Source organism: Nocardioides sp. Kera G14, assembly GCF_020715565.1.
Classification (GTDB): Bacteria; Actinomycetota; Actinomycetes; order Propionibacteriales; family Nocardioidaceae; genus Nocardioides.
In genome coordinates this window covers 2743168-2769100 of record NZ_CP085839.1, presented here as the reverse complement: position 1 = coordinate 2769100, position 25933 = coordinate 2743168, and the positions used below count along the sequence as shown (strand labels likewise).

24 protein-coding genes are annotated in these 25933 nt (G+C 69.4%); 9 read left to right on the top strand and 15 right to left on the bottom strand.

Translation table 11 applies throughout. The features are described 5' to 3' along the window. Positions 1–2 precede the first annotated feature (2 nt). From LH076_RS13560 to LH076_RS13550, 3 genes are all read left to right on the top strand, one after another. A complete protein-coding gene (locus LH076_RS13560; protein ID WP_227781275.1) occupies positions 3–1178 on the top strand; it encodes a site-specific DNA-methyltransferase in 1176 nt (391 codons plus the stop codon). Next, the gene (locus tag LH076_RS13555; RefSeq protein WP_227781274.1) at positions 1175–2278 is read left to right on the top strand and encodes an FUSC family protein; all 1104 of its coding nucleotides are present in this window, start codon (positions 1175–1177) and stop codon (positions 2276–2278) included. Before LH076_RS13560 ends, LH076_RS13555 begins: the two co-directional genes overlap by 4 nt. Before the next feature lie 63 nt (positions 2279–2341). After that, on the top strand, positions 2342–3313 hold the full coding sequence (locus tag LH076_RS13550; RefSeq protein WP_227781273.1) for an endonuclease domain-containing protein: 972 nt from the start codon (positions 2342–2344) through the stop codon (positions 3311–3313). A gap of 61 nt (positions 3314–3374) precedes the next feature. On the opposite strand, the gene LH076_RS13545 is transcribed toward LH076_RS13550, so the two are convergent. The 13 genes from LH076_RS13545 to LH076_RS13485 form a co-directional block, all read right to left on the bottom strand. Next, entirely contained in the window at positions 3375–4607 is a 1233-nt protein-coding gene (locus tag LH076_RS13545; RefSeq protein ID WP_227781272.1) for a type II secretion system F family protein, read from the bottom strand. A gap of 7 nt (positions 4608–4614) precedes the next feature. Next, a complete protein-coding gene (locus LH076_RS13540; protein ID WP_321573708.1) occupies positions 4615–5748 on the bottom strand; it encodes a type IV pilus twitching motility protein PilT in 1134 nt (377 codons plus the stop codon). Next, positions 5735–7390 carry a GspE/PulE family protein gene (locus LH076_RS13535; protein ID WP_227781271.1) on the bottom strand — a complete coding sequence of 552 codons (1656 nt, stop codon included), beginning with the start codon at positions 7388–7390 and terminating at the stop codon, positions 5735–5737. The genes LH076_RS13540 and LH076_RS13535 overlap by 14 nt, the downstream gene beginning before the upstream one ends. Beyond that, positions 7387–7971, bottom strand: coding sequence for a hypothetical protein (locus LH076_RS13530; RefSeq protein ID WP_227781270.1), 585 nt, complete (start codon positions 7969–7971; stop codon positions 7387–7389). Before LH076_RS13530 ends, LH076_RS13535 begins: the two co-directional genes overlap by 4 nt. Next, positions 7968–8651, bottom strand: a complete 684-nt coding sequence (locus tag LH076_RS13525; RefSeq protein WP_227781268.1) for a hypothetical protein — start codon at positions 8649–8651, stop codon at positions 7968–7970. The genes LH076_RS13530 and LH076_RS13525 overlap by 4 nt, the downstream gene beginning before the upstream one ends. After that, on the bottom strand, positions 8648–9646 hold the full coding sequence (gene pilM, locus LH076_RS13520; protein ID WP_227781267.1) for a pilus assembly protein PilM: 999 nt from the start codon (positions 9644–9646) through the stop codon (positions 8648–8650). The genes LH076_RS13525 and pilM overlap by 4 nt, the downstream gene beginning before the upstream one ends. A 39-nt stretch (positions 9647–9685) precedes the next feature. Beyond that, a complete protein-coding gene (locus LH076_RS13515; RefSeq protein WP_227781266.1) occupies positions 9686–10495 on the bottom strand; it encodes a prepilin peptidase in 810 nt (269 codons plus the stop codon). Further along, positions 10483–12309 (bottom strand): FapA family protein, encoded by a 1827-nt coding sequence (locus tag LH076_RS13510; protein WP_227781265.1) that lies wholly within the window; start codon positions 12307–12309, stop codon positions 10483–10485. Before LH076_RS13510 ends, LH076_RS13515 begins: the two co-directional genes overlap by 13 nt. Further along, positions 12303–12827, bottom strand: coding sequence for a type II secretion system protein (locus LH076_RS13505; RefSeq protein WP_227781264.1), 525 nt, complete (start codon positions 12825–12827; stop codon positions 12303–12305). Before LH076_RS13505 ends, LH076_RS13510 begins: the two co-directional genes overlap by 7 nt. Further along, on the bottom strand, positions 12824–13267 hold the full coding sequence (locus LH076_RS13500; protein ID WP_227781263.1) for a type II secretion system protein: 444 nt from the start codon (positions 13265–13267) through the stop codon (positions 12824–12826). Before LH076_RS13500 ends, LH076_RS13505 begins: the two co-directional genes overlap by 4 nt. A gap of 73 nt (positions 13268–13340) precedes the next feature. Next, entirely contained in the window at positions 13341–13757 is a 417-nt protein-coding gene (locus LH076_RS16980) for a prepilin-type N-terminal cleavage/methylation domain-containing protein (RefSeq protein ID WP_321573707.1), read from the bottom strand. A 78-nt stretch (positions 13758–13835) separates the two neighbouring features. After that, on the bottom strand, positions 13836–14672 hold the full coding sequence (locus LH076_RS13490) for an SDR family NAD(P)-dependent oxidoreductase (RefSeq protein WP_227781262.1): 837 nt from the start codon (positions 14670–14672) through the stop codon (positions 13836–13838). Next, complete coding sequence (locus LH076_RS13485) at positions 14669–16183, bottom strand: flavin-containing monooxygenase (protein ID WP_227781261.1); 1515 nt, start codon at positions 16181–16183, stop codon at positions 14669–14671. Before LH076_RS13485 ends, LH076_RS13490 begins: the two co-directional genes overlap by 4 nt. A gap of 73 nt (positions 16184–16256) precedes the next feature. On the opposite strand from LH076_RS13485, the gene LH076_RS13480 reads away from it, so the two are divergent. The 6 genes from LH076_RS13480 (at position 16257) to LH076_RS13455 (ending at position 24033) form a co-directional block, all read left to right on the top strand. Then, positions 16257–16865 carry a TetR/AcrR family transcriptional regulator gene (locus LH076_RS13480; protein WP_227781259.1) on the top strand — a complete coding sequence of 203 codons (609 nt, stop codon included), beginning with the start codon at positions 16257–16259 and terminating at the stop codon, positions 16863–16865. 82 nt (positions 16866–16947) lie between these two features. Beyond that, positions 16948–17388 (top strand): hypothetical protein, encoded by a 441-nt coding sequence (locus tag LH076_RS13475; RefSeq protein WP_227781258.1) that lies wholly within the window; start codon positions 16948–16950, stop codon positions 17386–17388. Positions 17389–17499: 111 nt separating this feature from the next. Next, a complete protein-coding gene (gene hrpA / locus LH076_RS13470; protein WP_227781257.1) occupies positions 17500–21369 on the top strand; it encodes an ATP-dependent RNA helicase HrpA in 3870 nt (1289 codons plus the stop codon). Between the two features lie 338 nt (positions 21370–21707). Then, a complete protein-coding gene (locus tag LH076_RS13465) occupies positions 21708–22286 on the top strand; it encodes a hypothetical protein (protein ID WP_227781256.1) in 579 nt (192 codons plus the stop codon). 32 nt (positions 22287–22318) lie between these two features. Continuing rightward, a complete protein-coding gene (locus LH076_RS13460; protein ID WP_227781255.1) occupies positions 22319–23647 on the top strand; it encodes an extracellular solute-binding protein in 1329 nt (442 codons plus the stop codon). Between the two features lie 53 nt (positions 23648–23700). After that, on the top strand, positions 23701–24033 hold the full coding sequence (locus tag LH076_RS13455; protein ID WP_227781254.1) for a rhodanese-like domain-containing protein: 333 nt from the start codon (positions 23701–23703) through the stop codon (positions 24031–24033). Here LH076_RS13455 and LH076_RS13450 read toward each other — a convergent pair whose 3' ends face one another. Together LH076_RS13450 and LH076_RS13445 are read right to left on the bottom strand one after the other, a co-directional pair. After that, a complete protein-coding gene (locus tag LH076_RS13450) occupies positions 24034–25299 on the bottom strand; it encodes a ribonuclease D (RefSeq protein ID WP_227781253.1) in 1266 nt (421 codons plus the stop codon). Next, complete coding sequence (locus tag LH076_RS13445) at positions 25296–25889, bottom strand: DUF3000 domain-containing protein (RefSeq protein ID WP_227781252.1); 594 nt, start codon at positions 25887–25889, stop codon at positions 25296–25298. The genes LH076_RS13450 and LH076_RS13445 overlap by 4 nt, the downstream gene beginning before the upstream one ends. Positions 25890–25933 lie beyond the last annotated feature (44 nt).

Here is a 25933-nt window from a genome sequence, read left to right as displayed (position 1 = left end):
GTGTGCAGACCAACACGTTCATCGAGGGTGACAACCTCGCCGTGTTGAGCGGTTTTTCCGACGGCTCGTTCGACCTGATCTACATCGACCCGCCCTACAACACCGGCAACGGCTTCGCGTACGTCGACCGCCACTCCGACTGGGTCGGGATGATGCGTCCTCGCCTCCTCGAGGCGCGTCGCGTACTCGCGGAGTCGGGGGCGATCGCGGTGTCGATCGACGACAACGAGCAGGCCTCGCTGCGGCTGCTGATGGACGAGGTCTTCGGTCGCGGGAACTTCCTCGCCCAAGTCGTGGTGAACCTCAACCCCAAGGGCCGCCAGCTCGGGCGGGGCTTCGCGACGTCGCATGAATATCTCCTGGTCTTCGCTCGCTCGGCCTCGGTGTGTGCGCTGGAGGCGTCGTCGGCCTCCTTGGTGGATGAGGCTGATTTCCCTTATCTGCAAGGCGATCGGCGCTATCGGCACCTCCCGCTCCGCAACACCAACAAGCGCTTCAACCCGATCTCCGCGCCGACGTTGCACTTCGCGATCTGGGGCTCGCCTGATTCCGGGCGGGTCTCGGTGGAGCCGTTCGAGGGAGCGGTCGAGATCAAGCCGGTCTTCGGTGATGGTGCACCGGCCGTGTGGCGCTGGTCGGCTCCGTTGATCTCGGCGCGCGCCGAGGATCTGGTCTGTCGTCGGATCACCGGAGTGCTCGGTGAGCGGGTGGACGTCTTCCAGAAGGACTGGCTGGAGACCGCCCATGGCGGTGGTCCGCGCCGCAAGAAGATGCGCACCATCTGGCTTGCGTCGGAAGTGGGGTCGACGGACTCGGCCGTGGCGGAGCTCAAGGCAATGTGCGGTCACATCTTCGAGACACCGAAGCCGACCGGGTTGATCCTTCGGTTGCTCGACACCATGCCGAGCGACTGCCGGGTGCTGGACTTCTTCGCCGGCTCGGGGACGACGGGCCATGCGGTCGCGCTGGCCAACGCCACCGACGGCGGCACGCGGACCTGCGTCTCGGTGGATGTCGGGGTGCCGGTGCGGGCGGGCTCTCGCGCCGCGACCGCCGGACTCGCCACCGTCGCCGACATCACGCGCACCCGTCTCCGGGCGGTCGACGCGACGATCGGTGGCGGACTGGAGGAGCGGTTCTGCGGACCCATTGGTGATGCCGGGGACGGAGTGACATGAGCGCATCGAAAGTCGTCCCAAGGGCCCGGCGGGCAACAATCGGTCCGCGGTGGCGGCGGGCAGTCGCGCGCTGGCGGGCCCGCCGGTGGCAGGTGGCGCAGTGTGCCGTCGCGGCCGGCGTGGCGTGGCTCGTCGCGCACGAGCTGTTGCAGCACAAGGCACCGGTCTTCGCGGCGGTGGCCGCAGTGGTCTCGCTCGGCACGTCCTACGGCCAACGCCTCCGCCGGGTCGCGGAGGTCACTCTGGGTGTCGCGCTCGGGGTGCTGCTCGGTGACCTGCTGGTCGCCTGGCTCGGCGCCGGCGCGTGGCAGATCACGCTGATCGTCGCGCTGGGGATGTCGATCGCGCTCTTCGCCGACGGCGGTCAGCTCTTCGTCAACCAGGCGGCGGTGCAGGGCATCTTCGTGACCGCGATGGTGCCCGGCTCCGGCACCGCCTGGACCCGCTGGACCGACGCGCTCGTCGGTGGAGCGGTGGCTCTCGTGGCGGCCACGATCGTCCCGGCGGCACCGTTGCGGCGTCCCCGGGAACAGGCGGCTGTCGTCGTACGGAAGATGGCGACGCTGCTCACGGCGGCTGCGGACGTGATGCGGGATGCGGACGCGGTGCACGGCATGGCCGTGTTGAAGGACGCGCGCTCCACCGACCCGCTGGTCCGTGAGCTGCACGCGGCGGCCGACGAGGGCATGGCGGTCGTGGCCTCCTCACCCTTCCGGCTGCGACACCGCGGCCACGTCCGGGCGATGAGTGAGATGGTCGAGCCGCTCGACCGTGCGCTGCGCTCGACCCGGGTCCTGGTGCGTCAGGTCGCCGTCGCGGCCTATCGGGGGCAGCCGGTCCCGGAGGCGTATGCGGAGCTCGCCGACCGCCTCGCCGTCGCGACCCGGCATGTGGCGCAGGAGTTCGCCGAGAACCGGATGCCCGAGGGTGTCCGTGACGAGCTCCTCGCGATCGGCCAGGACACCGCAGAGGTCGGCCGCACCGAGGTGATCAACGCCGAGGGTGTGCTCCTGCAGATCCGAGCCGTCACCGTCGACCTGCTCCAGATGACCGGCATGGGGCAGTTCGAGGCGACCGACGCCCTCCCGACCCTGCGCTGACCCCCGCTTGGGTGAATGGTTCCGGCACCCATAGCTGCCGGAACCATTCACCCAAGCGGGCCTGTGGATGGCCGTCAGCTCGAATCCGAAGATTCATGCACCCTTTCGGCCATGGAGAAGGCCTCTGAGACGTGGCGGAGCATCGCGAAGGCACAGGGCGGGCTGATCACCCGACGCCAGCTGACGCAGGCTGGGCTCGCCCCGCACGCTGTCCTCCATCGCGTTCGCTCCGAGAAGTGGCAGTTCGCTGGCCCCAAGGTCATCGCCACATTCACCGGTGAGCTGACCCACGAACAGCGGCTCTGGCTCGGCGTGCTGCACGGCGGGGAGGAGTCACTGATCGCCGGAGTCCATGCCGCCACGCTGGGTGGCCTCCGCAATTGGGACAGGGACGTGATCACGGTGTTGGTGCCGTACTCGCGCAACTTGCCGCGACGGCTCGAGGGCTATCGGTTCGTCCGCTCCAAACGCGACCTGCCCAACCTCCAGTCGACCGAGATCGACGTGCCCACCTGTCGACCGCGCGCGGCGGTGCTGCTCTTCGCGGCCGAGGAGCGGAGCGAGCGATCCGCCCTCGGAATCCTGGCTGCGACGATCCAGCAACGGCTCGCGACTGCGCCCGAGCTGCTGACGGAGCTCGAAGCACTCGGGCGGATCCGCCGTGCGCCGGTGATGCGCCGGGCCTTGGAGGAGTTCGGCGGCGGGATCCAGTCAGTGTCGGAGCTCGACGTTGCGCGTCTCTGCAAGAAATTCGGGATCACCGAGCCGCTTCGCCAGGTGAAGCGGCGGGACGCCGATGGCCGGGTCCGCTTCACTGACTGTGAATGGCCGCTGTCGGACGGGCGGATTCTGGTCCTCGAGGTCGACGGCGCCTTCCACATGGAGGTCGAGCAGTGGGAGGACGACCTCGCCCGTCAGCGCGCCCTCAGCGCGGACGGACGGGTGATCATCCGCTGCACGTCCCGGGAGCTGCGCGACACACCCGAGGTGATTGCGCGGGATCTGAAGCGGCTTGGGGTCCCCCTCGCTGCTTAGGAGCGTGGTGGGTGAATGGTTCCGGCACCCAGGGGTGCCGGAACCATTCACCCCCGGAGGGTCAGCTCTTCTGGAGGTTGGCGTAGAGGGAGAACATCGGCAGGTAGAGCGCGATGACCATGCCGCCGATCACCACGCCGAGGACGACGATCATCAGCGGCTCGATGCTGGCCGAGAGCTGGTCGGCGGCGGTCTCGACCTCCTTGTCGTAGAAGTCGCCGATCGAGTCCATCATCTGGCCCAACGAGCCCGACTCCTCCCCGACGGCGGCCATCTGGGCGACCATGCTGGGGAAGACGGGGTGGCTGGCCAGCGGGGCGGAGAAGGAGCGGCCGCGCGACATGGAGGAGCGGACGTCCTCGACGGCGGCGGCGACGACCGTGTTGTTCGCGGCCTGGCCGACCACGGCGAGCGCCTGCAGCATGGGCACGCCCGCGCTCAGCATCATGGAGAGGTTGCGGGCGAAGCGGGAGATGGCGATCTTCTGGTTGAGCGAGCCGAAGACCGGCAGCCGCAGCTTCAGAGGATCGATCCGGCGGCGTACGGCGTCGTCGTAGCGGTGCCGGGCCCACCAGATGCCACCGCCGACGGCCGCCACGATGAGCAGCGGCAGCACCCACACCATGCTGTGGGAGACCGCGATCAGCATCCGCGTGGGCAGCGGCAGGGCGGCGCCCATGCTGTCGAACATCCGCTCGAAGACCGGCACGACGAAGAGCATCATCACGATCACGGCCACGGCGGCGACGCAGGCGACTACGACGGGGTACGTCATCGCGCCGCGCACCTTCTGGCGCAGTTCGACCTCGCCGGCGAAGGTGTCGGCGATCGATCGCATCGAGCGCGCGAGGAAGCCGCCCATCTCGCTGACGCGGACCATGTTGATCATCAGGGGCGGGAAGACCCGCGTGTGGCGGGCCAGGGCCGCGGAGAAGGAGGCGCCGCCCTCGACGTCGGCGTGCACGGTGGTGAGGGTCTCCTTGAGCCGCTCGTCCTCGGTCTGCTCGGTGACGACGGACAGTGCACGCAGCAGTGGCAGCCCCGCGTCGAGCAGGGTGGAGAGCTGACGGGCGAAGACGGCGAGCGACTTCGTCTTCACCCCACGCTGGAGGCCGGGGATCTTGATCTCCATGTTGAGGCCGGTCCGGGAGACCGGTGCCACGCGGAGGGGGATCAGGCCCTGGTTGCGGAGCTTGTGCGCGACGGCCGAGGAGCTGGGCGCCTCCATGGTGCCCTTGATCGCCGATCCGCCCTTGGTGGTGACCGCCTCATAGCTGAACTCGAGCGTGCTCATCGCTGCCTCACCAGCGCCGCGAGGCGTCGCCTGCCGGCTCGGCCCACTCGTCACCGAAGGCGGCGCTCGCCCGCCCGCCTATGCCGAGCAGCGCCGAGGCGTCGACCATCACAGCGGCCGCCTCGTCGCGGTCCAGCCGTCCCTCGCCGACCAGGCGCCGCAGGTCCTGGTCGAGGGTGTGCATCTGCAGCGCCGACCCCGTCTGGACCACCGAGTAGAGCTGGGCGACGTCGCCCTCCCGGATGAGGTTGGCCACCGCGGTGGTGCGCACCATCACCTCGGTCGCCACCACCCGGCCGTGCCCACCGGCGTGGGGCAGGAGGGTCTGGCTGATCACCCCCTGGAGGGTGTCGGCCAACTGGATCCGGATCTGCGCCTGGTGGTCGCCGGGGAAGACGTCGATGATGCGGTTGATCGTGGAGGCGGCGCCCTGGGTGTGCAGCGTGCCGAGCACCAGGTGGCCGGTCTCCGCGGCGGTGAGGGCGATCTCGATCGTCTCGCGATCGCGGAGCTCACCGATGAGGATGACGTCGGGGTCCTGGCGCAGGACCCGGCGCAGGGCCTCGGAGAACGAGCGGGTGTCGCTGCCGACCTCGCGCTGCGTGACCAGCGCCTTCTTGCTGCGGTGCAGGTACTCGATCGGGTCCTCGATCGTGACGATGTGCACCGCCTTCTCGCGGTTGACGATGTCGACCATCGCTGCCAGCGTCGTCGACTTGCCCGACCCGGTCGGGCCGGTGACCAGCACCAGGCCGCGCGGCTGCAGCGCGAGCGTACGGGCCACCTCGGGGACACCCAGCTGCTCCAGCGCCGGCAGGCTCGTGGGGACCAACCTGAAGGCGGCTGCGACGGTGCCTCGCTGACGGTGCACGTTGACCCGGAAACGGCCGGTGCCGGCCAGCGAGTACGGCATGTCCAGTTCGCCGGTGTCGACGTACTCCTGACGCTGGTGGGCGGTCATCGCGCCGATCAGCTGCTCCTCGAGCCACGCCGGCTGGAGGGTCGCCTCCTCCCAGCCGCGGACCGGGGTCAGCGCACTGTTGAGCCGGACCAGCGGCGGCGTACCAGCGACGAAGTGCACGTCCGAGGCGCCCTCTCGTGCTGCCTCGGCCAGGATCGCGTCCAGGTCAGTTTGCGACACGGAGTACCTCCTCCAGTGTGGTGATGCCGTCGAGCACCTTGCCGAAACCGTCCTCGCGCAACGGCACCATGCCGTCCTCGATGGCGGTCTTGCGCAGCTCCGCCGATGGAGAGCGCAGGATGGCGAGCCGTTCGATCTCGGGGGTGAGCGTCATGACCTCATGCAGGGCCACACGGCCCCGGTAGCCCGTACCGGAGCAGAACGTACAACCCACCGCCCGGTACAGGACGATGTCCTCGTCGCGCGGCACCGAGAGACCGACCGCCTCGAGCACCTGGGGCTCAGGGGCGTACTGCTCGCGGCATCGCATGCAGAGCCGGCGGGCGAGCCGCTGGGCGACGACGGCGTTGAGCGAGGTGCCGACGAGGTACGGCTCGACGCCGATCTCGGTGAGTCGGCTGATCGCGCTGGGCGCGTCGTTGGTGTGCAGGGTCGACAGGACCAGGTGGCCGGTGAGTGAGGCCTCCACCGTGATGGTGGCGGTCTCGCGGTCGCGGATCTCCCCGACGAGCAGGATGTCGGGGTCCGACCGCAGGATGGCCCGCAGCGCGTTGTCGAAGGTCAGGCCGGCTTTCGGATTGACCTGCATCTGGTTGACGCCGGCCAGCCGGTACTCGACCGGGTCCTCGACGGTGATCGCGTTGAGCTCCGGCTTCGCGATCTCAGCGAGTGTCGTATAGAGCGTGGTCGACTTGCCCGAACCCGTCGGACCGGTCGCGAGGATCATGCCGAAGGGCCGGTTGATCGCCTCGGTGTAGCGCTTGAGGTTGGACGGCGAGAGGTTGAGGTCGCGTAGGCGACGGGCCTCGCTGGAGTGGTCGAGGATCCGCATGACCACCTTCTCGCCCCACACGGTGGGGAGGGTGGCGACGCGCAGGTCGACGGTGCGTCCCTCGTGCTTGACCGAGAGCCGGCCATCCTGCGGCTTGCGTCGCTCGGCGATGTCGAGCTCGCTCATGATCTTGAGCCGGCTGATGACGCCGTCCATGATGCTGCGATCCGCGCTCTGCATCTCGTGCAGGACGCCGTCGATCCGCAGCCGCACCTTGAGCTCGGACCCGGTCGGCTCGACGTGGATGTCGGAGGCTCGGTCCGAGATCGCCTGGTCGATCAGGAGGTTGACGAAGCGCACCACCGGGGCGTCGGGGTCGTCGGCCGTCTCGTTGATCTCCGTCGGCGCGGCCGACTGCTCGAGGGCGGCCGAGATCTGGGAGAGCTCGGTGTCGGAGCGCAGGTAGCGGCTGATCGCCTGGTTCATGGCGGTCTCGGTCGCCACCACCGGGCGCACGATCAGCCCGGTCACGCTGGCGACGTCGTCGATCGCGAGGATGTCGCTGGGATCGACCATCGCGAGCGTCAGCCGGTCGCCGGTGCTGGCCACCGGCATCACCCTGCGTCGGCGGCACAGCGCCGGCGGAACGATCCCGACGACCCGGGGATCCAGGGTCAGCGCGGCGAGGTCGACGAAGATGAGCCCGTGCTGGTCGGCAAGGGCTTGGGCGAACTGCAACTCGGTGACCCGGCCGTGGCCGATCACGTGCTGGCGCAGCCGGTCGCCGTCGCCGTACTGGCGGGTCAGCTCGTCGATGTCGGCGGGCAGCATCAGACCGCCACGACGCAGGACCTGGGCGACGCCTCTCACTGTGCCGCCCCCGTCGCGAAGACCCGGCCCTCGACCGTCAGGGTCGAGCTGCCCTTGCCGCCGCTCCCGGCCCCCGACTTCAAGGTCGCGTGGTCGATGGCGAACAGGCGCGGGCCGGAGCGCAGCTTCTCCATCACCTGCGTGGCGTCGGCCGGCTTGCCGAGTTCGACCACCAAGGTGACGGGGATCGATTGGAACGCCGAGCCCTGCGCCGCGGCGCCGGTGTCTGTGGTGGGCGCCTGTGCGGTCCCGTTGCTCTCCGAGCCCGGGGAGATCGAGCGCAGGACGGCGCCGGCCGGCAGCTGGGACGCGACGTCGATGAGCTGCTCGAGGTGGGGACCGGTCGCGATCTGCTGTTTGAGATCGGCCACCTCGGCCTGCAGGGCCGGCAACTGGGCGCGCTGCTTGGCGTAGACCGAGATCAGCGTCTGCTGCGTGTCGTTCTGCATCGCCACGGTGTCGCGCTCCTGGTGACTCTCGCTGGCCTCGTGCAGCCGGGGGAGTACGCCGAGGAGGAGCCCGACGAGGAGGATGACCGCGACGACGAGGCCACCGAGCAGGTTGATGGTCTGCTTGGTCATCCGGCCTTCTCCGCGTACTTGTGGGACAGGATGCTGTCGTCGAAGAAGACGGTCGTCGTCGAGCTGTAGCTGGCGCTGGACTCCGAGGACAGGTCGGCCATCTCCACGCCGAGCACGCCCGGTACCCGAGTGAAGCTGGCGACCACAGCCTTCTGGTCCATCGGCAACATGCTGCTCACCTGCACGGTGAAGGTCGCAACAGTGCCGCTCGGTGCGGTCGCGGCGAGTGTCGCGCCGCCGCCCGTCGCGCTCGTGGCTGCCGCGGAGGCGGCGGCGCCCACGACGGCATCGAAGCCGTCGATCCGGGCACCGTTCGGGAGCGCGTCCTGCAGCGCGCCCAGCGCACGACCCCAGCTCACGTCCGAGGTCATCACCTGGGTGCGATACGCCTCGTAGGCGGACTTGTCGCGCGTCGCTGTGGCCACATCGCGATTGGCGGCGAGTTGGCGGGCCAACGCCGTCGTCCGGGCCTGTTCGGCCTGGAGGTCACCATCGGCCGAGCGCACCAGCAGTGCGGTGACGGCCACGGCGAGCACCACCAGTGCGGCGGCACCGACGGCGATGAGGCCCCAGCGGCGCGCGAGCGCAGCCTGCTCACGCCGTTCCCGCTCGGCGGGCGGCAGAAGGTTGACGCGCGGCGGGGCGCCGTAGACCAGCGCCGCGGACCTGCCCAGCATCATGTTCCGCTCCGCAGGGCCAGGCCGACAGGAGTGACGAAGCTCAAGAAGCCGGCGCCGTCCTTCAACGACTTGTCGGTGCCGACCACCTCACCGACGCTGAGATGCTTGCTCGGGATGGCGACGATCCGGTCGAGTGCGGGCAGGATCTGCTGGTGGCATGCGCCCTCGCCGCAGACGTAGAGCTCGTCGATGGAGTCGTCAGGGTGACGGCCGACGTAGAACTCCACGGTGCTGCGCACGCGCAGCGCGAAGTCGTCCACCATCCGCGCCTCCGCCACCGCCTCCGGTGTGCCTGCCCGTGGGCCACCGACCGGCAGCGGCTCGTCGATCTCGGCGCGGTGCCGACCCAGCTCGCTCTCCCTCACCGGGACGCCACCCGGCACGATGCGCACCAGCACGGGCGCGCCCGCACGCATCACGACCATGTAGCTGGTGTGCGCGCCGATGTGGGTCACCATCACGGTCCTGTCGGAGTCGACGCGGTGGCTCGCGGCGCGGACGAGCCCGAACGGCGCCAGGTCCACGGCATCCACCTTCAGCTTCGCCTTGTGCACCGTGTCGATCAGCTCGGTGACCATGTCGGCGACCGCCACCACCAGCAGGCCGCGTACCTCCTCGTCCTCCTCGGCGAGGGGGTAGAAGTCCAGCACCGCCTCCTCGACGGGCACCGGCAGCATGTCTTGGACCTGGAACGGAAGGGCACGCCGGATCTGGTCGAGCGGGAGCGGCGGGACCGTGTGGTCGCGCACGAGGATCCGGCGGTTGCCCAGGCCGAGCACGACCCGCTTGGTGGAGAAGCCGGCGTCGGCCCACAGCTGTCGCAGGGCGAGCGCGACCGCGTCGGAGTCGATGATCTCCGAGTCACCAGCTGCGCCGGGTGGCAGGGGCACCTCGCCGTACCGGACGAGGATCGGGTTCTTCGACGAGGGGCGGCGCACCTCGGCCGCGCGCACGCACTCCTCGACGATCGTCAAACCCACGACCGTGTCAGCCATGTCGCCTCCTCCCTGCTGCTCGCCTTGGTATTCGCCGGGTCATGCCAGCCCGCTCACGCGCAGGTAGCCCGTTGCCACAGGAGTGCCCATCACCAGTCCGACCCATCCGCCTGCCAACATCCACGGCCCGAACGCCACGCCGGAGCGGCGGTGCGCTCGGTGGGCCGCGAGGAGGACGACTGCGTAGCAGCCGGCGAGCAGGAAGGCGGCGAACGCGCCGACTGCCAGGGCCGCCCAGCTGACATACCCGGTGACGAGTCCGACCAGGCCGGCCAGCTTCACGTCACCGAAGCCCATCCCGTCGGGGCGCACCATGTGCACGGCGTAGTAGCCGCCGCCGAGCAGCACCAGGCCCGCCGCCCCGCGGACGAGCGCCGGCCAGTCGCCGGTCATCGCTGAGGTGACAGCCAAGAGGGTGCCGCAGAGCACGTACGCCGGGCCGACGACCGCGTCCGGAAGCCGATGCGTCTCCGCGTCGATGAACGCGAGCGCGATGCTGGTCGCGGCGAAGAGGGCGAGCGCGGCGGCCAGCAGCCATCGCCCGCCGCCGTCGAGAGTCCCGATCCGCGGCATCCAGACGGCGATCCCGACGAAGGTGACTGCGGTGAGCGCCTCGACAAGCGGGTAGCGCACCGAGATCCGCGCATCGCAGTCGTGGCACCGGCCGCGCAGCACCAGCCACGACACCACCGGCACGTTGTGCCGGCCTCGGATCGGTGCGGTGCACGCGGGACAGTGGCTGGGAGTGAGCAGGGACTCACGGCGCGGGACACGGGCGATGACAACGTTGAGGAAGCTGCCGATGGCCAGCCCGAGCAGCGCCGCGGCGACGACGATCACGGGCTCCATGACGGCTCCGTCTGCTGGGCTGCGGTGTCGGCGACGGTGCCGTAGGAGATGGTCGGGGCTGGGGCGACCGCCCCGGGTGCCGAGACCTGCACCGTCCCGCCGCCACTCGCCGTGGCGCCCGGGATGCCGATCGGCGTGTAGGTGATGGTGGCGTTGCCGCCGGCGGGATTCGGATAGCCGGCGATGAGTTGTCCGCGCCAGTTCACCGTGCCGATCGCCAAGGTGCACGGGGAATACGCGAGACCTGAGATTCCCGTGCCCATGGTGGCGCCATAGATGGTGGAGCTCTGCGAGCCGCTGGGGCACGAGGGCGCGTTGTCACCCGCACTGGCGTCGGGAACGATGAGGTTGAAGGTGTGCGAGCCGGCGTCGCTGGCAGTGATCTTGATGTTCTGTGCGGAGTTGAACGCCTTCGCAATGAAGGTCACGTCGGTCTTCAGGCTGAACGTCACGCCGTAGAAGTTGAGCCCGTTCGTTCCGCAGGCGGAGGCGTCGATGACGGTCGGCTGGGTCAGGTTGTTCACCGCCGTGACCAACGCGGAATTGCTCTGGTAGTTGCAGTTGCTGGCACCGGCCGTGACTACCGTCCAGCCGGACTTTGTCCAGGTGTCCGGACTGGTTGTCGTCCAGGGCGCCTCGAGCCAGTTGGCGTAGCCGATCTGCTTCGGGTTGGTGAAGTCGACCTTGGCCAGGTTGGTGACGCCCACTTGTGGTGTGGGCGTCGCGGTGCACGGGCTGCAACTACCCGCCAGCTTGATCGTGGACGCGGTGACCGCCCCGACCCCGCCGATGGAGGTGGACCCGCTCCCCGTGGCGGTGATCGACCCGGTGACGGTGGTCAGGTCCATCTGGCACAGCGCTCCGCCGATCTTGACGCTGCCGCCGATGCTCTTGCTCGAGCTGCTGCTCCCGGTGAAGGTCGAGCCGGTCGCGCTATTGCCCTTGCAGTCGGTCGCGCCGTTGCCGCGTGCGATCACGTCGCCGATGACGTGAACGCTGTTGTTGAGCTTGACTCCGCCGTCGGCCTCGATGCTGCCGCCGACCTGTGCACCCTCGACGCGCACGGTGCCCCCGGTCGAGATGACGTCGCCGCCGATCTGATTCGTCAGGTTGTGCACGTAGATGTCGTCCTTGGCGACGATGCTGCCGGTGACCTTGCACGTGTTGGAGAGGTCCACCGAGCCAGTAGTCAGGACCAGGTCGCCGTCGATGACTGTGCTGCCGTTGCAGTCCAGGTTGCCGGCTCCCAAGATGAGATCACCCTTCACCGTGACGCTTGGGAGGTTCATCGTGGTGGATCCGCCCTCGATGATCGCTCCGTCGGCCGCCGTGAGGGTGGAGCTCGTGCCGCCGCTGCTGCTGGACTCGACCTTGGCGTCGTACTTGTACCAACCGAAGACGGATTTCGAGGTCTTCCCGTTCGCTGAGAGGCCCTGCGATGCGATCCCGATGTAGCCCTGAGTGGCATCGGACGGCGGGCATGCCAGGGTCGCCGCCGCTGGCGGTGAGTTGGACAGTTTCGTGGGGTCGGTCTCAGCGCTCCAGAACGTTCGAGCACGGTAGGACCCGGTCGCCAGCTTCTGCCAACTCACGTCGATCGTGCCGGTGCACTTCTGCATGAGCGAGGCCAAGGTCGCGTCACGTCCGCCCTCGGCGGCGGCGAGCGCCTGGACCCGCGCTTGGTCGCCGACAGTCTGCACACTGGCTGTCATCGTCGCCGCGGCGACTCCCATGGCGACGGTGGCAGAGAGCACGACGAGGATCGCGACGAGCACCATCGCCGCGCCCCGGTCATTTCGCTGGCGGATCAGCACGAGCCGCTCGCCGGATCCGGGTTGCGTTGGACGACGCGGCGGTCGATGACGACGCCGCGGTGACTCGTTGTCCCGCCCATGGTCAGCACGTAGCGGAGCTCTTGGCCGGTCTTGGTCAGAGCGAGGCTGTTGACTTCACGGGCCAGAACACCGGTGGTCGAGCCGGTGGCGTTGTGGGAGCTGACCTGCAACATGTTCGGTGCCGCCCCGGGAGCGGCCTGCGGGTCGGAGACCACCTTGAAGTCTCGCCAGACGGTCCCGGCACTGTCGGAGCAGACCTTGAGCTCGGTGCTGCTTACTCTCGTGAAGCGAACGGCAGTGCGGATCGCGGGGTCGAGCACCGCAGAGACGGCCTGCGCGCGCGTCAGTGCCGCCGTGTTGCCGGCGACGGTCGTCTGCGTCAGGAGCGTGTTGAACAGCACGAACATGGCCAGAAGCCCGACGACGGTGCCCAAGCTGATGCCGATGATGAGCTCCACCATCGTGAAACCCCGTTCGCGGTCCTTGGGCTCGCTCATGTCGGCACGTAGATCATGGTCGTCGCGGCCGTCACGCAGGGCCCGGTCGTTGCGTTGGAATCACAGGTCGCCGTCGTCCGGGTGGCTCGCACCGTGACGGTGACAGCCGCCGGGCCGCCGGTACAAGGCGCGGTCATTGTGACCGAGATCGGGCGTCCCGCGGCGTCGGTGAAGGTGGGCAGGTTGGCGGCGTAACTCTGCAGCGCCTGACATGCCGCGGTCGGCGAAGCCGCCGCCTTGGCGCGTGCCTGCTCCAGCACGGAGCTCACCGCCGCGGTGGCCGTGGTCGTCGAGGCGTCGGCTGCCGTGATCCGCAGTCCGGTGGCGAACATCGGCAGCGCGCCGACGGCGAGGATGCCAAGTAGCACCATCGCCACAATCACCTCGACCAGGCTGAAGCCGTCCTCCATGTCCGGGATCGGCTCCTCGGTCGGTCTCATTCCTCCACCTCCGGCGCGTCTGACACCGAGGTCCGGTCGACGAGATCACCTCGCCGACCGGACCAGGCGATCGTTAGCAGCCCGGACCGGACTTCGCGGTCTTCCCGTCCTTGCTGGTGGCGGTGACACAGATGTCGTCGGTCGAGCCCGCGGTCGCTCCGCCGGTGGCCGTCACCGACGTGACGTCGTCGCTCGTGAGCTTGGTGAGCTTGGGGTACGCCTTGCCGTTGGCGTCAGTGCCCGAGATGTCACCATTCACGATCGTGGCCCCGTCGGCGACGGCAGCGACGGCTTGGCTGGCGCCGTTGGAGGCCGCCGACTTGAGCGCCTTGTCCCGGGCGTTGCTCTGGATGTTGTTGTAGACCGGGATGGCGATCGCGATCAGGATGCCGAGGATCACGATCACGATGATCAGCTCGATGAGCGAGAAGCCTCGTTCGGCTCCGGCCTTGCGGTTGAGTCGGTTGATGAGCGGTTGGATCTGCTTCATGGGTTTCTCTCCTCGATGAGGGGTCGAGGGGCGAGTACCCGTTCGCCGCGAGATATGCGCAGCCGGGAAGTAAAGCGTTCAGGTGAGCTTCTTGGGCATCACGTACTTCGCGCCGGCCGCGATGATGTCCTGGTAGCGCGAGCCGGTGAACTTCTGGAAGTTGTGGATGATGTGCGCGTCGATGCCGACGAGCACGCGGGCCTGGTTCTTGAGGATGCCCTTGACGATGATGTCGGCCGCCTTCTCCGGGGTCATCCGGGCGAGCTTCTCGTCGAAGAGCTTCGCGACCTGCGCGGCGTCGTCCTTCGACGAGACGCGCGCGGATCGGGCGACGGCCGTTTTGATGCCACCGGGGTGGACGCTCGTGACACCCACAGGATGGCGGTCGATGAGCATCTCCTCGCGGAGCGCCTCCGTGAAGCCACGGACGGCGAACTTCGCGGCGTTGTAGAAGCCCTGGTCGGGCATGGCGAGCAGGCCGAAGAGCGAGGAGATGTTGACGATGTGTCCGTCGCCGGAGTCGATGATCGCCGGCAGGAAGAGCTTCGTGCCGTGCACGACGCCCCAGAAGTCGACGCCCATGATCCAGTCGATGTCCTCCCACTCGAGGTCGTTGATCCGACCGTTGAGCGCGACACCGGCGTTGTTGATGACGACGTTCACCGTCCCGAAGTGCTCGATCACGCTGTCGGCGTACGCGGTGAAGGCGTCGCGATCGGCGACATCGAGCTTGGCGGAGATGACCTCGGCGGCACCGGCGGCCCGCGCCTTGCCGACGGTCTCGGCGAGACCCGCCTCGTTGACGTCGGAGAGCGCCAGTTTCGCGCCGCGGCGGGCGAGGTTGAGCGCGAGGCCGCGGCCGATGCCGGAGCCGGCGCCCGTGATGACGACGACCTTGTTCTTGAGGGACTTCATGCGGAAACGAGCTCCTTGGTGGCGGGGGCGGTGACGACGTACCTGTCGACGTCGAAGGTGTGCAGCAGGTGACGGAAGAGGAAGGTGAAGGACGGCCACAGCGTGGTGTTGCGGCCCTCCTCGTCGAGGTACCACGAGGCGCAGCCGCCGGTCGACCAGACCGAGCGCGCGAGCTGCTTCTGCAGGACGGCGTTCCACTCCCTGAAGGCGTCCTCGGTCGGCTCGACGGTCCCGAAGTCGTTGACCCGCATGGTGCGGATCGCGTCGCGCAGGTACTGCACCTGCGACTCGATGATGAAGACCATCGAGCTGTGGCCCAGACCTGTGTTGGGCCCGATGACGAAGAAGAGGTTGGGGAAGCCGGGCACCGTCGAGCCCTTGTACGCCGCCGCGCCGGTGCGCTTGAAGCGGTCGGCCATCGACTCCCCGCCGCGGCCTCGCACGTGGTGGGCGATCGGGATGTCCGTGGCCTCGAACCCGGTCGCGACGATGAGCACGTCGATCTCGCGCTCGGTCCCGTCGGCCGTGACGATGCCGGTCGGCGTCACTCGCGCGATGGGGTCGGTGACGAGCTCGGTGTTGTCGGCGTCGAGCGCGGGGTAGTAGCGGTTCGAGATCAGGATGCGCTTGCAGCCGATCTCGTAGTCCGGCGTCACCTTGGCGCGCAGCTCGGGATCCTTGATCCCCTTGCGGATGTTGCGGAGCGCAAGCTGCTTGGCCGGTGCAGCGAGCTTCGGCTGCCACGCGAACGCCGGCACGTAGGCTTCGCGACCCCAGTAGATCGCGAGGCGCGCTGCCTTCTGCAACCCCGGGACGCGGCGGAACGCCAGCTTCTCCAGCCCGGAGTAGCGGTGCTCGTTGCGCGGGATCACCCACGGCGCCGTGCGCTGGTAGACGTCCAGATGTCCTGCGACCGGCTGGATCTCCGGCACGATCTGGATCGCGCTCGCGCCGGTACCGATGACCGCGACCCGCTTGCCGGTCAGGTCGACGTCATGGTTCCACCGGGCGGAGTGGAAGACCTCGCCCTCGAAGTCCTCCAGCCCGTCGATCGCAGGGAGCTTCGGCTCCGACAGGGGCCCGGGGCCCACGATGAACGTGCGGGCGGCGTACGTCGTCTGTCCCTCCGCCGAGGTGGTGGTGACGAGCCAGCGCTGGGTGGCCTCGTCCCAGTCAGCACCGGTGACGGTGGTGTTGAAGACCATCCGGTCGCGGACGCCGTAATGGCGCGCGACCTGGCGGATGTAGTCGTGGATCTCCGGCTGCGGGGAGAAGCTCATCGACCACTCGGAGTTGGGCGCGAACGAGTAGCTGTAGAGCTGGCTCGGGACGTCGCAGGCCGCACCAGGGTAGGTGTTGTCGCGCCACGTGCCGCCGACGTCGTTGCCACGCTCGATCACGACGAAGTCCCGCTCGCCGTCCTCGTCGAGCTTGATCGCGGCGCACAGGCCGCCGAAGCCCGCGCCGACGATGAGGTGGTCGACGGTGACCAAGTCGGTGTTCGTGCTCATGTCCTCGAGGCTAGGCGCGTTATTGAATGAGCGTCAATAGCGTTGTTGAACATTTTTCAATAGAGTGTGCGACATGACGGAGCGACCGGGGCGGACCCGCCTGACGTCGGAGGAGCGGCGCTCGCAGCTCCTCGACCTGGGCGTGCGGCTCTTCTCGCGCCGGTCGCTGCCCGAGATCTCGATCGACCTCCTCGCCGAGACCGCGGGGATCTCCCGCGGCCTGCTCTATCACTACTTCGGCGGGCTCGCGGGCTTCCAGGAGGCCGTCGTACGCCGTGCCGCCGATGACCTGATCGCCCGCACCGCCCCTCCCGCCTCCGGCGATGCCATCTCCCGGCTGCTCACGTCGATCGATGCCTATGTGTCCTATGTGGATGAGCACTACGAGGGCTACCTCTCACTGGTCGCGGGCGCCCGGAGCGGCAACGAGACGCTGCGGCGGATCTACGACGAGGGACGCTCGGCGCTGACCGACCGGATCTTCACCTCCGACACGGACAATCTCCTGCCCGACAGCCCGACGGCGCGGCTGCTCGTGCGGGGGTGGGCCTCGATGGCGGAGGAGATGGTCCTGGAGTGGAAGGCCTCCGGAGGAGGTGACGGGGGAGCGGTGAGTCGGGACGAGCTGCTCCGGCTGATCACCGCCGCCCTGCCCGCCCTCGCCTCCGAGTTGAGCGGCTGACCACGCCCTGGTGTGGTGGACCGCTCACAACTCGTAGGAATTCCTCACGCCGATTTCAGGGAGCCGGCGCATGCTGTGGGGCATGAGCGAGACGAACCCCACTCCCTCCGGCGCCTCGGCAGAGCCGCCGACCTGGCAGCCGGCGCCGCAGCCGACGCCAGCCGCTGCGGCCGCGCCGGCGGCTCCTACGACGACAGCTGCCCCGCGCCAGCCGTTCAAGTCCCGCGTCGTGAAGCTGTGGCACGCGCTGATCGTCGCCGTCGCCTGCCTGATCGTCGGACTCGGAGTCGGAGGTGTCTTCGGCGGCCTCGTCGGGTTCGTCGTCGGACATCACGATCGTGGCACCGTGCGTCAGTTCAACCCGCCCGGCCTCGGGAACAGCAACGGCCAGTTCAACGGGCCCGGCTCGACCAACCGCCTGCCGCAGGGTGCCCCGCAGCGGCCGGGCAGCTCCAGTGGTTCGGGTGGCTCGACCACGCCGTCCGCGCCCGCGAGCCCGCAGAGCAGCGCCCCGACCAGCTGACCCACACCCCACCGACCCGGTGACTGCTGGTGGATCGGCCGGGGGCTGCTCCCCGCCCGGCCGGTTCACCAGCAGTTATCCGCTGGACGGTCCGCCTAGACTTGGCCGGTCATGTCCGAGCCGTTGCAGATCACCTATCCGGATCTGCCGGTCAGCGCGGTACGTGACGAGATCGCCGAGGCGATCCGCGATCACCAGGTCGTGATCGTCGCCGGTGAGACCGGGTCGGGCAAGACCACCCAGCTGCCGAAGATCTGCCTCGAGCTCGGTCGCGGCCTGGGTGGCGCCGACGGCACACTGATCGGCCACACCCAGCCCCGACGCATCGCCGCGCGCTCCGTCGCCGAGCGCATCGCGGAGGAGTTGGGCGCTGACGGGCTCGGCGACGGCGTCGGATCCTTGGTCGGCTATCAGGTCCGTTTCACCGACCGCACCTCACGCGCGAGCCGTGTGAAGCTCATGACCGACGGCATCCTGCTCGCCGAGATGCAGCGCGACCGCGACCTGCGGCGCTACGACACCCTCATCATCGACGAGGCCCACGAGCGCAGCCTCAACATCGACTTCCTGCTGGGCTACCTCAAGCAACTGCTCCCGCGCCGGCCCGACCTCAAGGTCATCATCACGTCGGCGACCATCGATCCGGAGCGCTTCGCGGCCCACTTCGCCGAGCCCGACGGCAGCCCCGCCCCGATCATCGAGGTGAGCGGCCGGACGTTCCCGGTGGAGATCCGCTACCGGCCGTTGATGGAGCTGTCGGAGGAGGACGACGAGGGCGAGGTCGTCGTACGCGACCAGACCGAGGCGATCGTCGACGCAGTCAAGGAGCTCAGCGCCGAGGGGCCGGGCGACATCCTCGTCTTCCTGCCGGGCGAGCGGGAGATCAGGGACACCTCCGACGCGCTCAACAGCGCGTTGAAGGTCGACCCGCGGCGGGGCAACCTCGAAGTCATCCCCCTGTTCTCCCGGCTCAGCGCGGCCGAGCAGCACCGCGTCTTCTCCTCCCACACGGGTCGCCGGATCGTGCTGTCGACCAACGTCGCGGAGACCTCACTGACGGTGCCGGGGATCCGCTACGTGATCGACACCGGCGTCGCCCGTATCTCCCGCTACTCCGCCCGCACCAAGGTGCAGCGCCTCCCCATCGAGCCGATCTCGCAGGCCTCTGCCAACCAGCGCTCGGGCCGGTGCGGCCGCGTCGCCGAAGGCATCGCCATCCGCCTCTATTCCGAGGAGGAGTACGACGCCCGCCCGGAGTTCACCGACCCCGAGATCCTCCGCACCAACCTCGCCAGCGTCATCCTCCAGATGGCGAGCCTCCGGCTCGGCTCGATCGAGGACTTCCCGTTCGTCGAGCCCCCCGACCGCCGCAACATCGCCGCCGGCGTCGATCTGCTGGAGGAGCTCGGCGCCCTCACGAGCACAACACCGGACTCGGCGGCAGGAAACCCCCGACTCGGCGGTAGGAAAGACCGGATTCGGCTGACGAGGTTGGGTGGGCGCCTCGCCCGCCTGCCGATCGACCCGCGGCTGGGGCGGATGGTGCTGGAGGCCGAGCGCCGTGGGTGCCTGCGCGAGGTGATCGTGATCGCGGCGGCGATGTCGCTGCAGGACCCTCGGGAGCGGCCCGGGCCTGACGATCCCGCGGGCCAGGCCAGGGCGGACCAGTCGCACGCGCGGTTCAAGCACGAGCGCAGTGACTTCATGGCGTGGCTCAACCTGTGGCGCTACCTCAAGGAGCAGCAGCGCGAGCTCTCCTCCTCCGCCTTCCGCCGGATGTGCCGGGCCGAGCACCTGCACTACCTCCGCGTCCGCGAGTGGCAGGAGTTCGAGAGCCAGCTGCGGCAGGTCTGCAAGGAGATCGGCCTGACCCTCGGCCAACCCGCCGACAGTCCTGACGAGGACGGCATCCATCAGGCGCTGCTCTCCGGCCTGTTGAGTCACATCGGCGCCCTCGACGTACGCGACGAGAAGCCGAAGGGCCAACAGAACAAGGGGAAACGGCCCGGTCCACGCGAATACCTCGGCGCTCGGGGCACACGGTTCGCGATCTTCCCGGGCTCGTCGCAGAGCCGGAAGAACCCGCAGTTCCTGATGGCCGGCGAGCTGGTCGAGACCGGTCGGCTCTGGGCGCGACAGGTCGCGAGCATCAAGCCCGAGTGGGCGGAGAACCTCGCGCCGCACCTGGTGAAGCGCTCCTACACCGAGCCGCACTGGAGCCGCCGTCGCGCCGCCGTGATGGCGCACGAGAAGGTCACCCTGTACGGCGTCCCGCTGGTCGCCGACCGGCTGGTCAACTTCGGCCGCGTCGATCCCGAGGTCGCGCGCGAGCTCTTCATCCGGCACGCGCTCGTCCAAGGGGAGTGGCAGAGCAACCACGGCTTCCTCCGCCGCAACGCCCGCCGCCTCGAGGAGGCGCGCGAGCTCGAGCACAAGGCGCGGCGACGCGACATCGTCGTCGACGAGCACACCCTCTTCGACTTCTACGACGCCCGCGTCGGCAAGGACGTCGTCAGCGGCGCGCACTTCGATAGCTGGTGGAAACGCCAAGAGAACAAGGCGATCCTCGACTTCGATCCCTCACTGATCGCACGTGAGGTCGACGTCTCCGACTTCCCGAGCGAGTGGCACGACTCCGGCGACGGTGGTCTGACCTTCACCCTCAACTACCACTTCGAGCCGGGCTCGCCCGAGGACGGGCTCACCGTCGACATCCCGGTCGAGACGCTCAACCGGGTCGACGACAGCGACTTCTCGTGGAACGTCCCGGGCAACCGTGAAGAGATCGTCACCACCCTGATCCGCGGCCTGCCCAAGAACCTCCGTGTCCACCTCGTGCCGGCCCCGGACCGCGCCCGCGAGTTCCTCAGCAGCACTCCGCCGGGGGAGGAGCCGCTCCTCGATGCGCTCGAGCGGTGGATCCGCTCCACGGTGGGCATCGTCGTACCACGCGAGGCCTGGGCCCCGTTGCCGGAGCACTTGCGGCCGACGTACCGCATCCTCGATCCGAAGGGGCGGGAGCAGGCCCGGGGCAAGGAGCTCGATGCGCTCAAGGCGCCGCTGCGCGGCCAGTTCCGACGAGCGATCAACGAGGTCGCCGCCTCGGCCGGCCTGACGGCGACGGGCCAGACGACGTGGACCTTCGGCAGTGTGAGCCCGACCGTCACCGAGAAGCGCGCCGGCCACGAGGTGACCGTCCACCGCTGCCTCGACGACGAGGGCAGCACGGTCGGGCTCGTGGTGGTCGGCACCGCCGACGAGGCCGAGGCGCGCCACCGGCTCGGCGTCGCGCGGCTGCTCATGCTCGGCACCGATCCGCGGCTCACCAAGCGCATCGTCGACTCGCTCGACATGACCGCCAAGCTCGCTCTGGCCGCGACGCCCTATCCCGACGCGGCCGCCGTGATCGCCGACTGCCTGGCCGCCGTGGCGCGCCAGGCGGTCGACGCGCATCCACCGGTCCGCGACGCCGACGCCTTCGCCGCGCTGCAGAAGGCCTTCGCCACCGACCTGGAGGCGCACGTGCGGGCGACACTCGACGACGCGCTCCGCGCCCTCGCCGCCCAGCGCGAGGCCGAGAAAGCGCTGACCGGCCGGGTCGACATCTACCAACTGCCCGCGGTCACCGACATGCGCGCCCAGCTCGCCCGCCTCACCGAGCGCGGCTTCATCGCCGAGGCGGGGCAGCACCTGCGCCGCTATCCGACGTACGTCCAGGCGATGCTCCGCCGCCGCGAGCGTCTGGGCGACGCCGCAGGGCTGCGCCGCGACGCCGACCTGATGGGTCAGTACGCCGACCTGCAGGAGCGCTACCTCCAGGCCGTCGCGGCACTGCCTCAGGGACGCCCCGCGGGGGCGAGGCTGCGTGAGGTCCGCTGGCTCCTCGAGGAGTGGCGGGTCGGGCTGTGGGCACAGCAGCTCGGCACCGCCGTACCGGTCTCCGACGCCCGGATCCGAAAGGTCCTCGACTCACAGGTTTAGGCCGCGCGGGCGAGGGTAAAAAAACTCCATCGGCCCCGAGGTCGACGGAGGTGTACGGGGATCTCCGTCGGTTCCGGGGCCGATCTGCGTCGAAAGGGCCCTCGCCCACCGCCGCGTCTGGGCTCTCCTGACCTTGAGTTCGGGGTTTCCTGACGTCGAGTCAGGGCCTTGGGAGGCGAAGACTAAGACACGCCGAGCCGGGAGCGCCTCACGGCGCAAGGCCGCTCTAGGCGGCTGATTTTGGGACCCGGGGCTGCCGCGACCCGGCGTGCGAGATCCATTGTAACGAGCCGTTCGAGTCCCGCAGGAGAACTTCCACACCCGGTTAGGCTCGCCGGGTGACACGCCAGCACCACCGACCCATGCAGCCGGGTGACCGTTTCTTCGAGGGGATCGAGACCGGCGGCGACCCTGCCCGCATCCGGGAGGCGGGCGACCAGGCGGCCACCATCCTCGTCCGCGGGGCCCGCGCCTCCACCGATCCGGCCGTGGCCGATCGACTGCTCCGTCTGGCCGAGAGCGAGGGTATCGAGACCATCGCCGAGGCCTGGTCGGGTGCGCCGGCCGACACCTTGGCTGGTTGTCTGTGGCGCCTCTTCCTGGTGCGGCAGTGGGTGTACGCCGACCCCGCCGGTGCCGCGGCGGAGTTCTCCGCCGGCAGGTCGGCCCAGGTCGCTCGCGTGGTGGCGGGTGTCGCTGACCCTCCAGGTCCCGACGAGGTCCGCGCGATGATCGACGAGGTATTGCGCGGCATCGTGTCCGGGGACTTCGCCGACGTACTCTTCCGAGCCGCGGCCTTCACCCGGGTCGTCGCCGTCGGCCGCTCGCACCTCGACCACGAGGCGAGTCGGATCCTGTTGCTCTCCGAGCAGCTCGAGCACGCGGCGCACGCCGAGCTGGCGCACCCGCTGACCTGAGCCCCGACTGGGCGGTGGCTAAGGTAAGGCGCGTGCTGAAACAGGTTGCCGCGGCGTGCGCCGCCGTACTGCTGCTGGCTGCCTGTGGTTCCTCCGACGACACGACGCCGGCTCACACGCCGAGCCCCACGCTGACGCCGGTCAACGACCCGGCCAAGCTCACGCTCGGGGTGTGGGGCAACTCGACGATGGTCGGCGCGTGGAACCAGGCGGTGCAGAACTACAACGCCACCACCGACCTCGCCGATGTCACCGTGAAGTCGTGGGCGGACGACGCGTCGATGGTCGCCTCGTTCGCCGACCCGAGCACGCCGGTGCCCGACGTCTTCCTGATCTCACGCGGCGACCTCGAGCAGCTCGAGGCCGACAAGCGCGTCAATCCCGTCGACAACGACCTGGACGCACGCAACGTCGACATCGGCGACCAGTACTCGCGCTACGCCCTCGAGGCGTTCAGCAGCGACCACCGCCTCCAGTGCATGCCGTACGCCGCGTCCCCGCAGGTCGTCTACTACAACACCGACCTGGTCGACTTCCCGCGGATGCAGGCGCAGGGCATCGACGTCCCGAGCATCACGAGCTCCAAGTCGTGGACGTGGGACCAGTTCCAGCTCGCGGCCCAGGAAGCGAGCAAGGTCGCGGCCACGAAGACCGGCGCCCATGCCTTCGCCGTGACACCGTCGCTCTCCGGCCTCGCACCCTTCCTGCTCTCGGCCGGCGGCCAGCTCGCGCAGCCCGACTCGACGGCGCTCTCGCTCTCCGACGACCAGACCCTCGACGCGCTGGGGAAGGTCCTCCCGGTGCTGGCGAACCCGACGCTGACCACCACGGCTCCGGCGGCCAAGCAGCTGAAGTGGTTCCGCCAGGGCAAGCTCGGGATGATGGTCGGCGACCGTTCGCTCGTCCCCGAGCTGCGCAGCAGTCCCAACCTGCGCTGGGATGTGCTGCCCATTCCCACCGTTGACACCGCCGCGACGACCGGTGACTACACGGCTCTCTGCATCTCCTCGAAGTCCGAGCGCTCCGAGGACGCCGCGGACCTGCTCGTCGCGCTGACCTCCGAGGCGGGGATGAAGCCGATCACCAACACCGGCTACATCGTGCCGGTCAACCAGCAGGTCGCACTCTCGGACGAGTTCCTGCAGACCGAGTCCTCGCCCCTGCACGCGTCGGTCTTCGTGAACTCGGTCCGCAACATGCAGATCCTGCCGCTCACCCATCAGTGGAGCGCACTCGAGACCGCCGTGACGGCGCAGGTCGCCAGGCTCTTCGTCCCCGGGCAGCTCCCGGTCGCGATCGACCAGATCGCCCAGCAGATCGACGAGGCGTCCAAGACGATTCTGGGTGCCGCGACTCCCTGACCGTCCTCCTCAATGTAGAGTGAGTCACTAGGTTATCTGGTGAAAGGCTCGGCATGGTTGGGGATGGACAGGTCCGCTCGAGGCTGCGCGAGGTGTGCGTCACCGACCTCGAGGAGATCGCTGCCGCCCATCGGACGCTCTACCGCTTCGATGTGCGCACGTCCTGTGAGTACGCCGCCGGCCACCTGCCCGGGTTCGCCCATGTGCCGGTCGCGAGGCTCGTGGGCGAGATCGAGGCCGTGGCGCCGGATCGCTCCGCGCCGGTGCTGCTGAGCGACGACGACGGTGCTCGGGCGACGCTGGTTGCGGCCAGGTTGGAGTCGACCGGCAGGGACGTCTGGGTCGTCGCCGCGAGCCCTGCGGACCTGTTCGAGCGGGGTGCTTGATCAGCCCTGGTCGGCGGTCAGGACGGCGGTGGTGATCAACGGGGCGGTCAGCGCGATCTGCCAGCCGCGCGCACCGAGCCCGGCGAGCAGGTCGGCGACGCGGTCGATCAGGTCGCCCGGGTCACGCGTCGCCGGCGGAGCCCAGAGGGCCCGGCGGAGGTAGTCCGGGGTCAGCAGGTTCTCGACCGGGACGTTGTGCTCCTCGGCCAGGGTCGTCATCGCCTCGCGGGCGATCTCCAGGCGCTTGGCGGCGACGGGGTCACGCTCGGCCCAGGCCCGCGGGGCGGGAGGGCCGTCGCCGCGAGGCGGTCGGCCGGGAAGCTCGCTGTCGGGCAGGTCGATCGCCCGGCGGATCGCGCTCAGCCAGCGGGCGGCGTACCGCGCCGAGCCCCGGCCGTGGAAGCCCTTGAGGTTGAGCAAGGAGCTGCGGTCGGTCGGCAGTGCCGTCGCCGCGGCGATGATCGCCACGTCGGGCAGCAGCCGTCCCGGGGTGGTGTCCTTCTCCGCCGCGATCGCGTCGCGCTCGAGCCACAGCTCCCGTACGGCGGCGAGGTGGCGTCCACGCATCCGCTGGCTGCCCGACACCCGGCGCCACGGCTCGACCCGCACCGTGGGCTCGAAGGAGCGCAGTGCGTCGAACTCCTGGCGGGCCCACTCGTCCTTGCCCTGCTCGACGAGCTCGGCGAGCAGGGCCTCACGCAGCTCGGTGAGGACCTCGACGTCGAGGGCGGCGTACTCGAGCCACGTCTCCGGGAGGGGGCGGGTCGACCAGTCGGCGGCCGAGTGCTCCTTGAGCATCCGCCGCCCCAGGACCGCCTCGACGAGGGTGCCGAGCCCGACACGCGGGTAGCCGAGCAGTCGCCCGGCGAGCTCGGTGTCGAAGAGGGCGGAGGGGTACAGGCCGAGCTCGGCGAGGCACGGGAGATCCTGGGTCGCGGCGTGGAGGATCCACTCGACCCCGTCGAGGGCGTCGATGAGGGGCTCCATCGTGGAGAGCCCGATCGGGTCGATCAGCCAGGTGCCGGCGCCCTCGCGGCGCAGCTGGATCAGGTAGGCGCGGTTGGAGTAGCGGTAGCCCGACGCACGCTCGGCGTCGATGCCGACGGGGCCGGTGCCGGCCTTGAGGGCGGCGGCCGCCTCGGCAAGGCCCTCGTCGGTGTCGATGACCGGCGGCAGGCCGTCGCGCAACGTCAGCAGGGGAGCGGGAGTGGCCTCGACGGGGCTTTCATCGCTCACCGACTCGACCAACGGATCGGGGTCGGTCATGAGCCCCGCTGCCCACGTCGACTGGGCATGATCGCGACACCCTCGGGCACGGGCGGGAGGCCCGCGGCGGTGCAGAGCAGCTCGCCCCACGCCTCGACGTGGGGACGCAGGTCGAAGACGCCCTCGGCATCGGTGACAGGGGTCCACGAGGCACGGATCTCGATCTGGGCAGTGCCGCCGTCGTCGGCCATCGCGCCGAAGCTCTCCGTGGCCACGCGCGTGACCGTGCCCGAGGCGGCGACGTAGGAGGCGTCGTTGGTCTCCAGCGCCTCGGTGAGCCACGACCACCCGACGCCGCCGAGGAGGGCGTCGGTGATCATCTCCGGGTCGATGTCGGCGCGCGCGTAGGCGACGCAGCGGAACGTGCCACCGGCCCACGCGTCGTTGCCGTCAGGGTCGTGCAGCAGGATGATCCGGCCGGTGCCGACGTCCGTGCCGTCGACGGTCACGTCGGCGGACAGGGCGGCGGCGTAGGGCGCGATGCGCTGGGGTGCCGGCATCTCCTCGCAGAGGATCTCGGGCCGCAGCACCGCGGAATGCATAGCTGCGACGGCCGCCTCGAACTCGCGAGGCTGAGCCTCCTTCCGCATGACCACCTATTCAAGATAATCCTGAGACAAGCCTGAAATGTGCA

Coding starts and splice junctions, on each gene's coding strand:
- LH076_RS13555 (WP_227781274.1), top strand. CDS start 1,175: ATGAGCGCATCGAAAGTCGTCCCAAGGGCCCGGCGGGCAACAATCGGT.
- LH076_RS13545 (WP_227781272.1), bottom strand. CDS start 4,607: ATGAGCACGCTCGAGTTCAGCTATGAGGCGGTCACCACCAAGGGCGGA.
- LH076_RS13530 (WP_227781270.1), bottom strand. CDS start 7,971: ATGACCAAGCAGACCATCAACCTGCTCGGTGGCCTCGTCGTCGCGGTC.
- LH076_RS13525 (WP_227781268.1), bottom strand. CDS start 8,651: ATGATGCTGGGCAGGTCCGCGGCGCTGGTCTACGGCGCCCCGCCGCGC.
- pilM (WP_227781267.1), bottom strand. CDS start 9,646: ATGGCTGACACGGTCGTGGGTTTGACGATCGTCGAGGAGTGCGTGCGC.
- LH076_RS13515 (WP_227781266.1), bottom strand. CDS start 10,495: ATGGAGCCCGTGATCGTCGTCGCCGCGGCGCTGCTCGGGCTGGCCATC.
- LH076_RS13505 (WP_227781264.1), bottom strand. CDS start 12,827: ATGAGCGAGCCCAAGGACCGCGAACGGGGTTTCACGATGGTGGAGCTC.
- LH076_RS13500 (WP_227781263.1), bottom strand. CDS start 13,267: ATGAGACCGACCGAGGAGCCGATCCCGGACATGGAGGACGGCTTCAGC.
- LH076_RS16980 (WP_321573707.1), bottom strand. CDS start 13,757: ATGAAGCAGATCCAACCGCTCATCAACCGACTCAACCGCAAGGCCGGA.
- LH076_RS13490 (WP_227781262.1), bottom strand. CDS start 14,672: ATGAAGTCCCTCAAGAACAAGGTCGTCGTCATCACGGGCGCCGGCTCC.
- LH076_RS13485 (WP_227781261.1), bottom strand. CDS start 16,183: ATGAGCACGAACACCGACTTGGTCACCGTCGACCACCTCATCGTCGGC.
- LH076_RS13480 (WP_227781259.1), top strand. CDS start 16,257: ATGACGGAGCGACCGGGGCGGACCCGCCTGACGTCGGAGGAGCGGCGC.
- LH076_RS13475 (WP_227781258.1), top strand. CDS start 16,948: ATGAGCGAGACGAACCCCACTCCCTCCGGCGCCTCGGCAGAGCCGCCG.
- hrpA (WP_227781257.1), top strand. CDS start 17,500: ATGTCCGAGCCGTTGCAGATCACCTATCCGGATCTGCCGGTCAGCGCG.
- LH076_RS13455 (WP_227781254.1), top strand. CDS start 23,701: ATGGTTGGGGATGGACAGGTCCGCTCGAGGCTGCGCGAGGTGTGCGTC.
- LH076_RS13450 (WP_227781253.1), bottom strand. CDS start 25,299: ATGACCGACCCCGATCCGTTGGTCGAGTCGGTGAGCGATGAAAGCCCC.
- LH076_RS13445 (WP_227781252.1), bottom strand. CDS start 25,889: ATGCGGAAGGAGGCTCAGCCTCGCGAGTTCGAGGCGGCCGTCGCAGCT.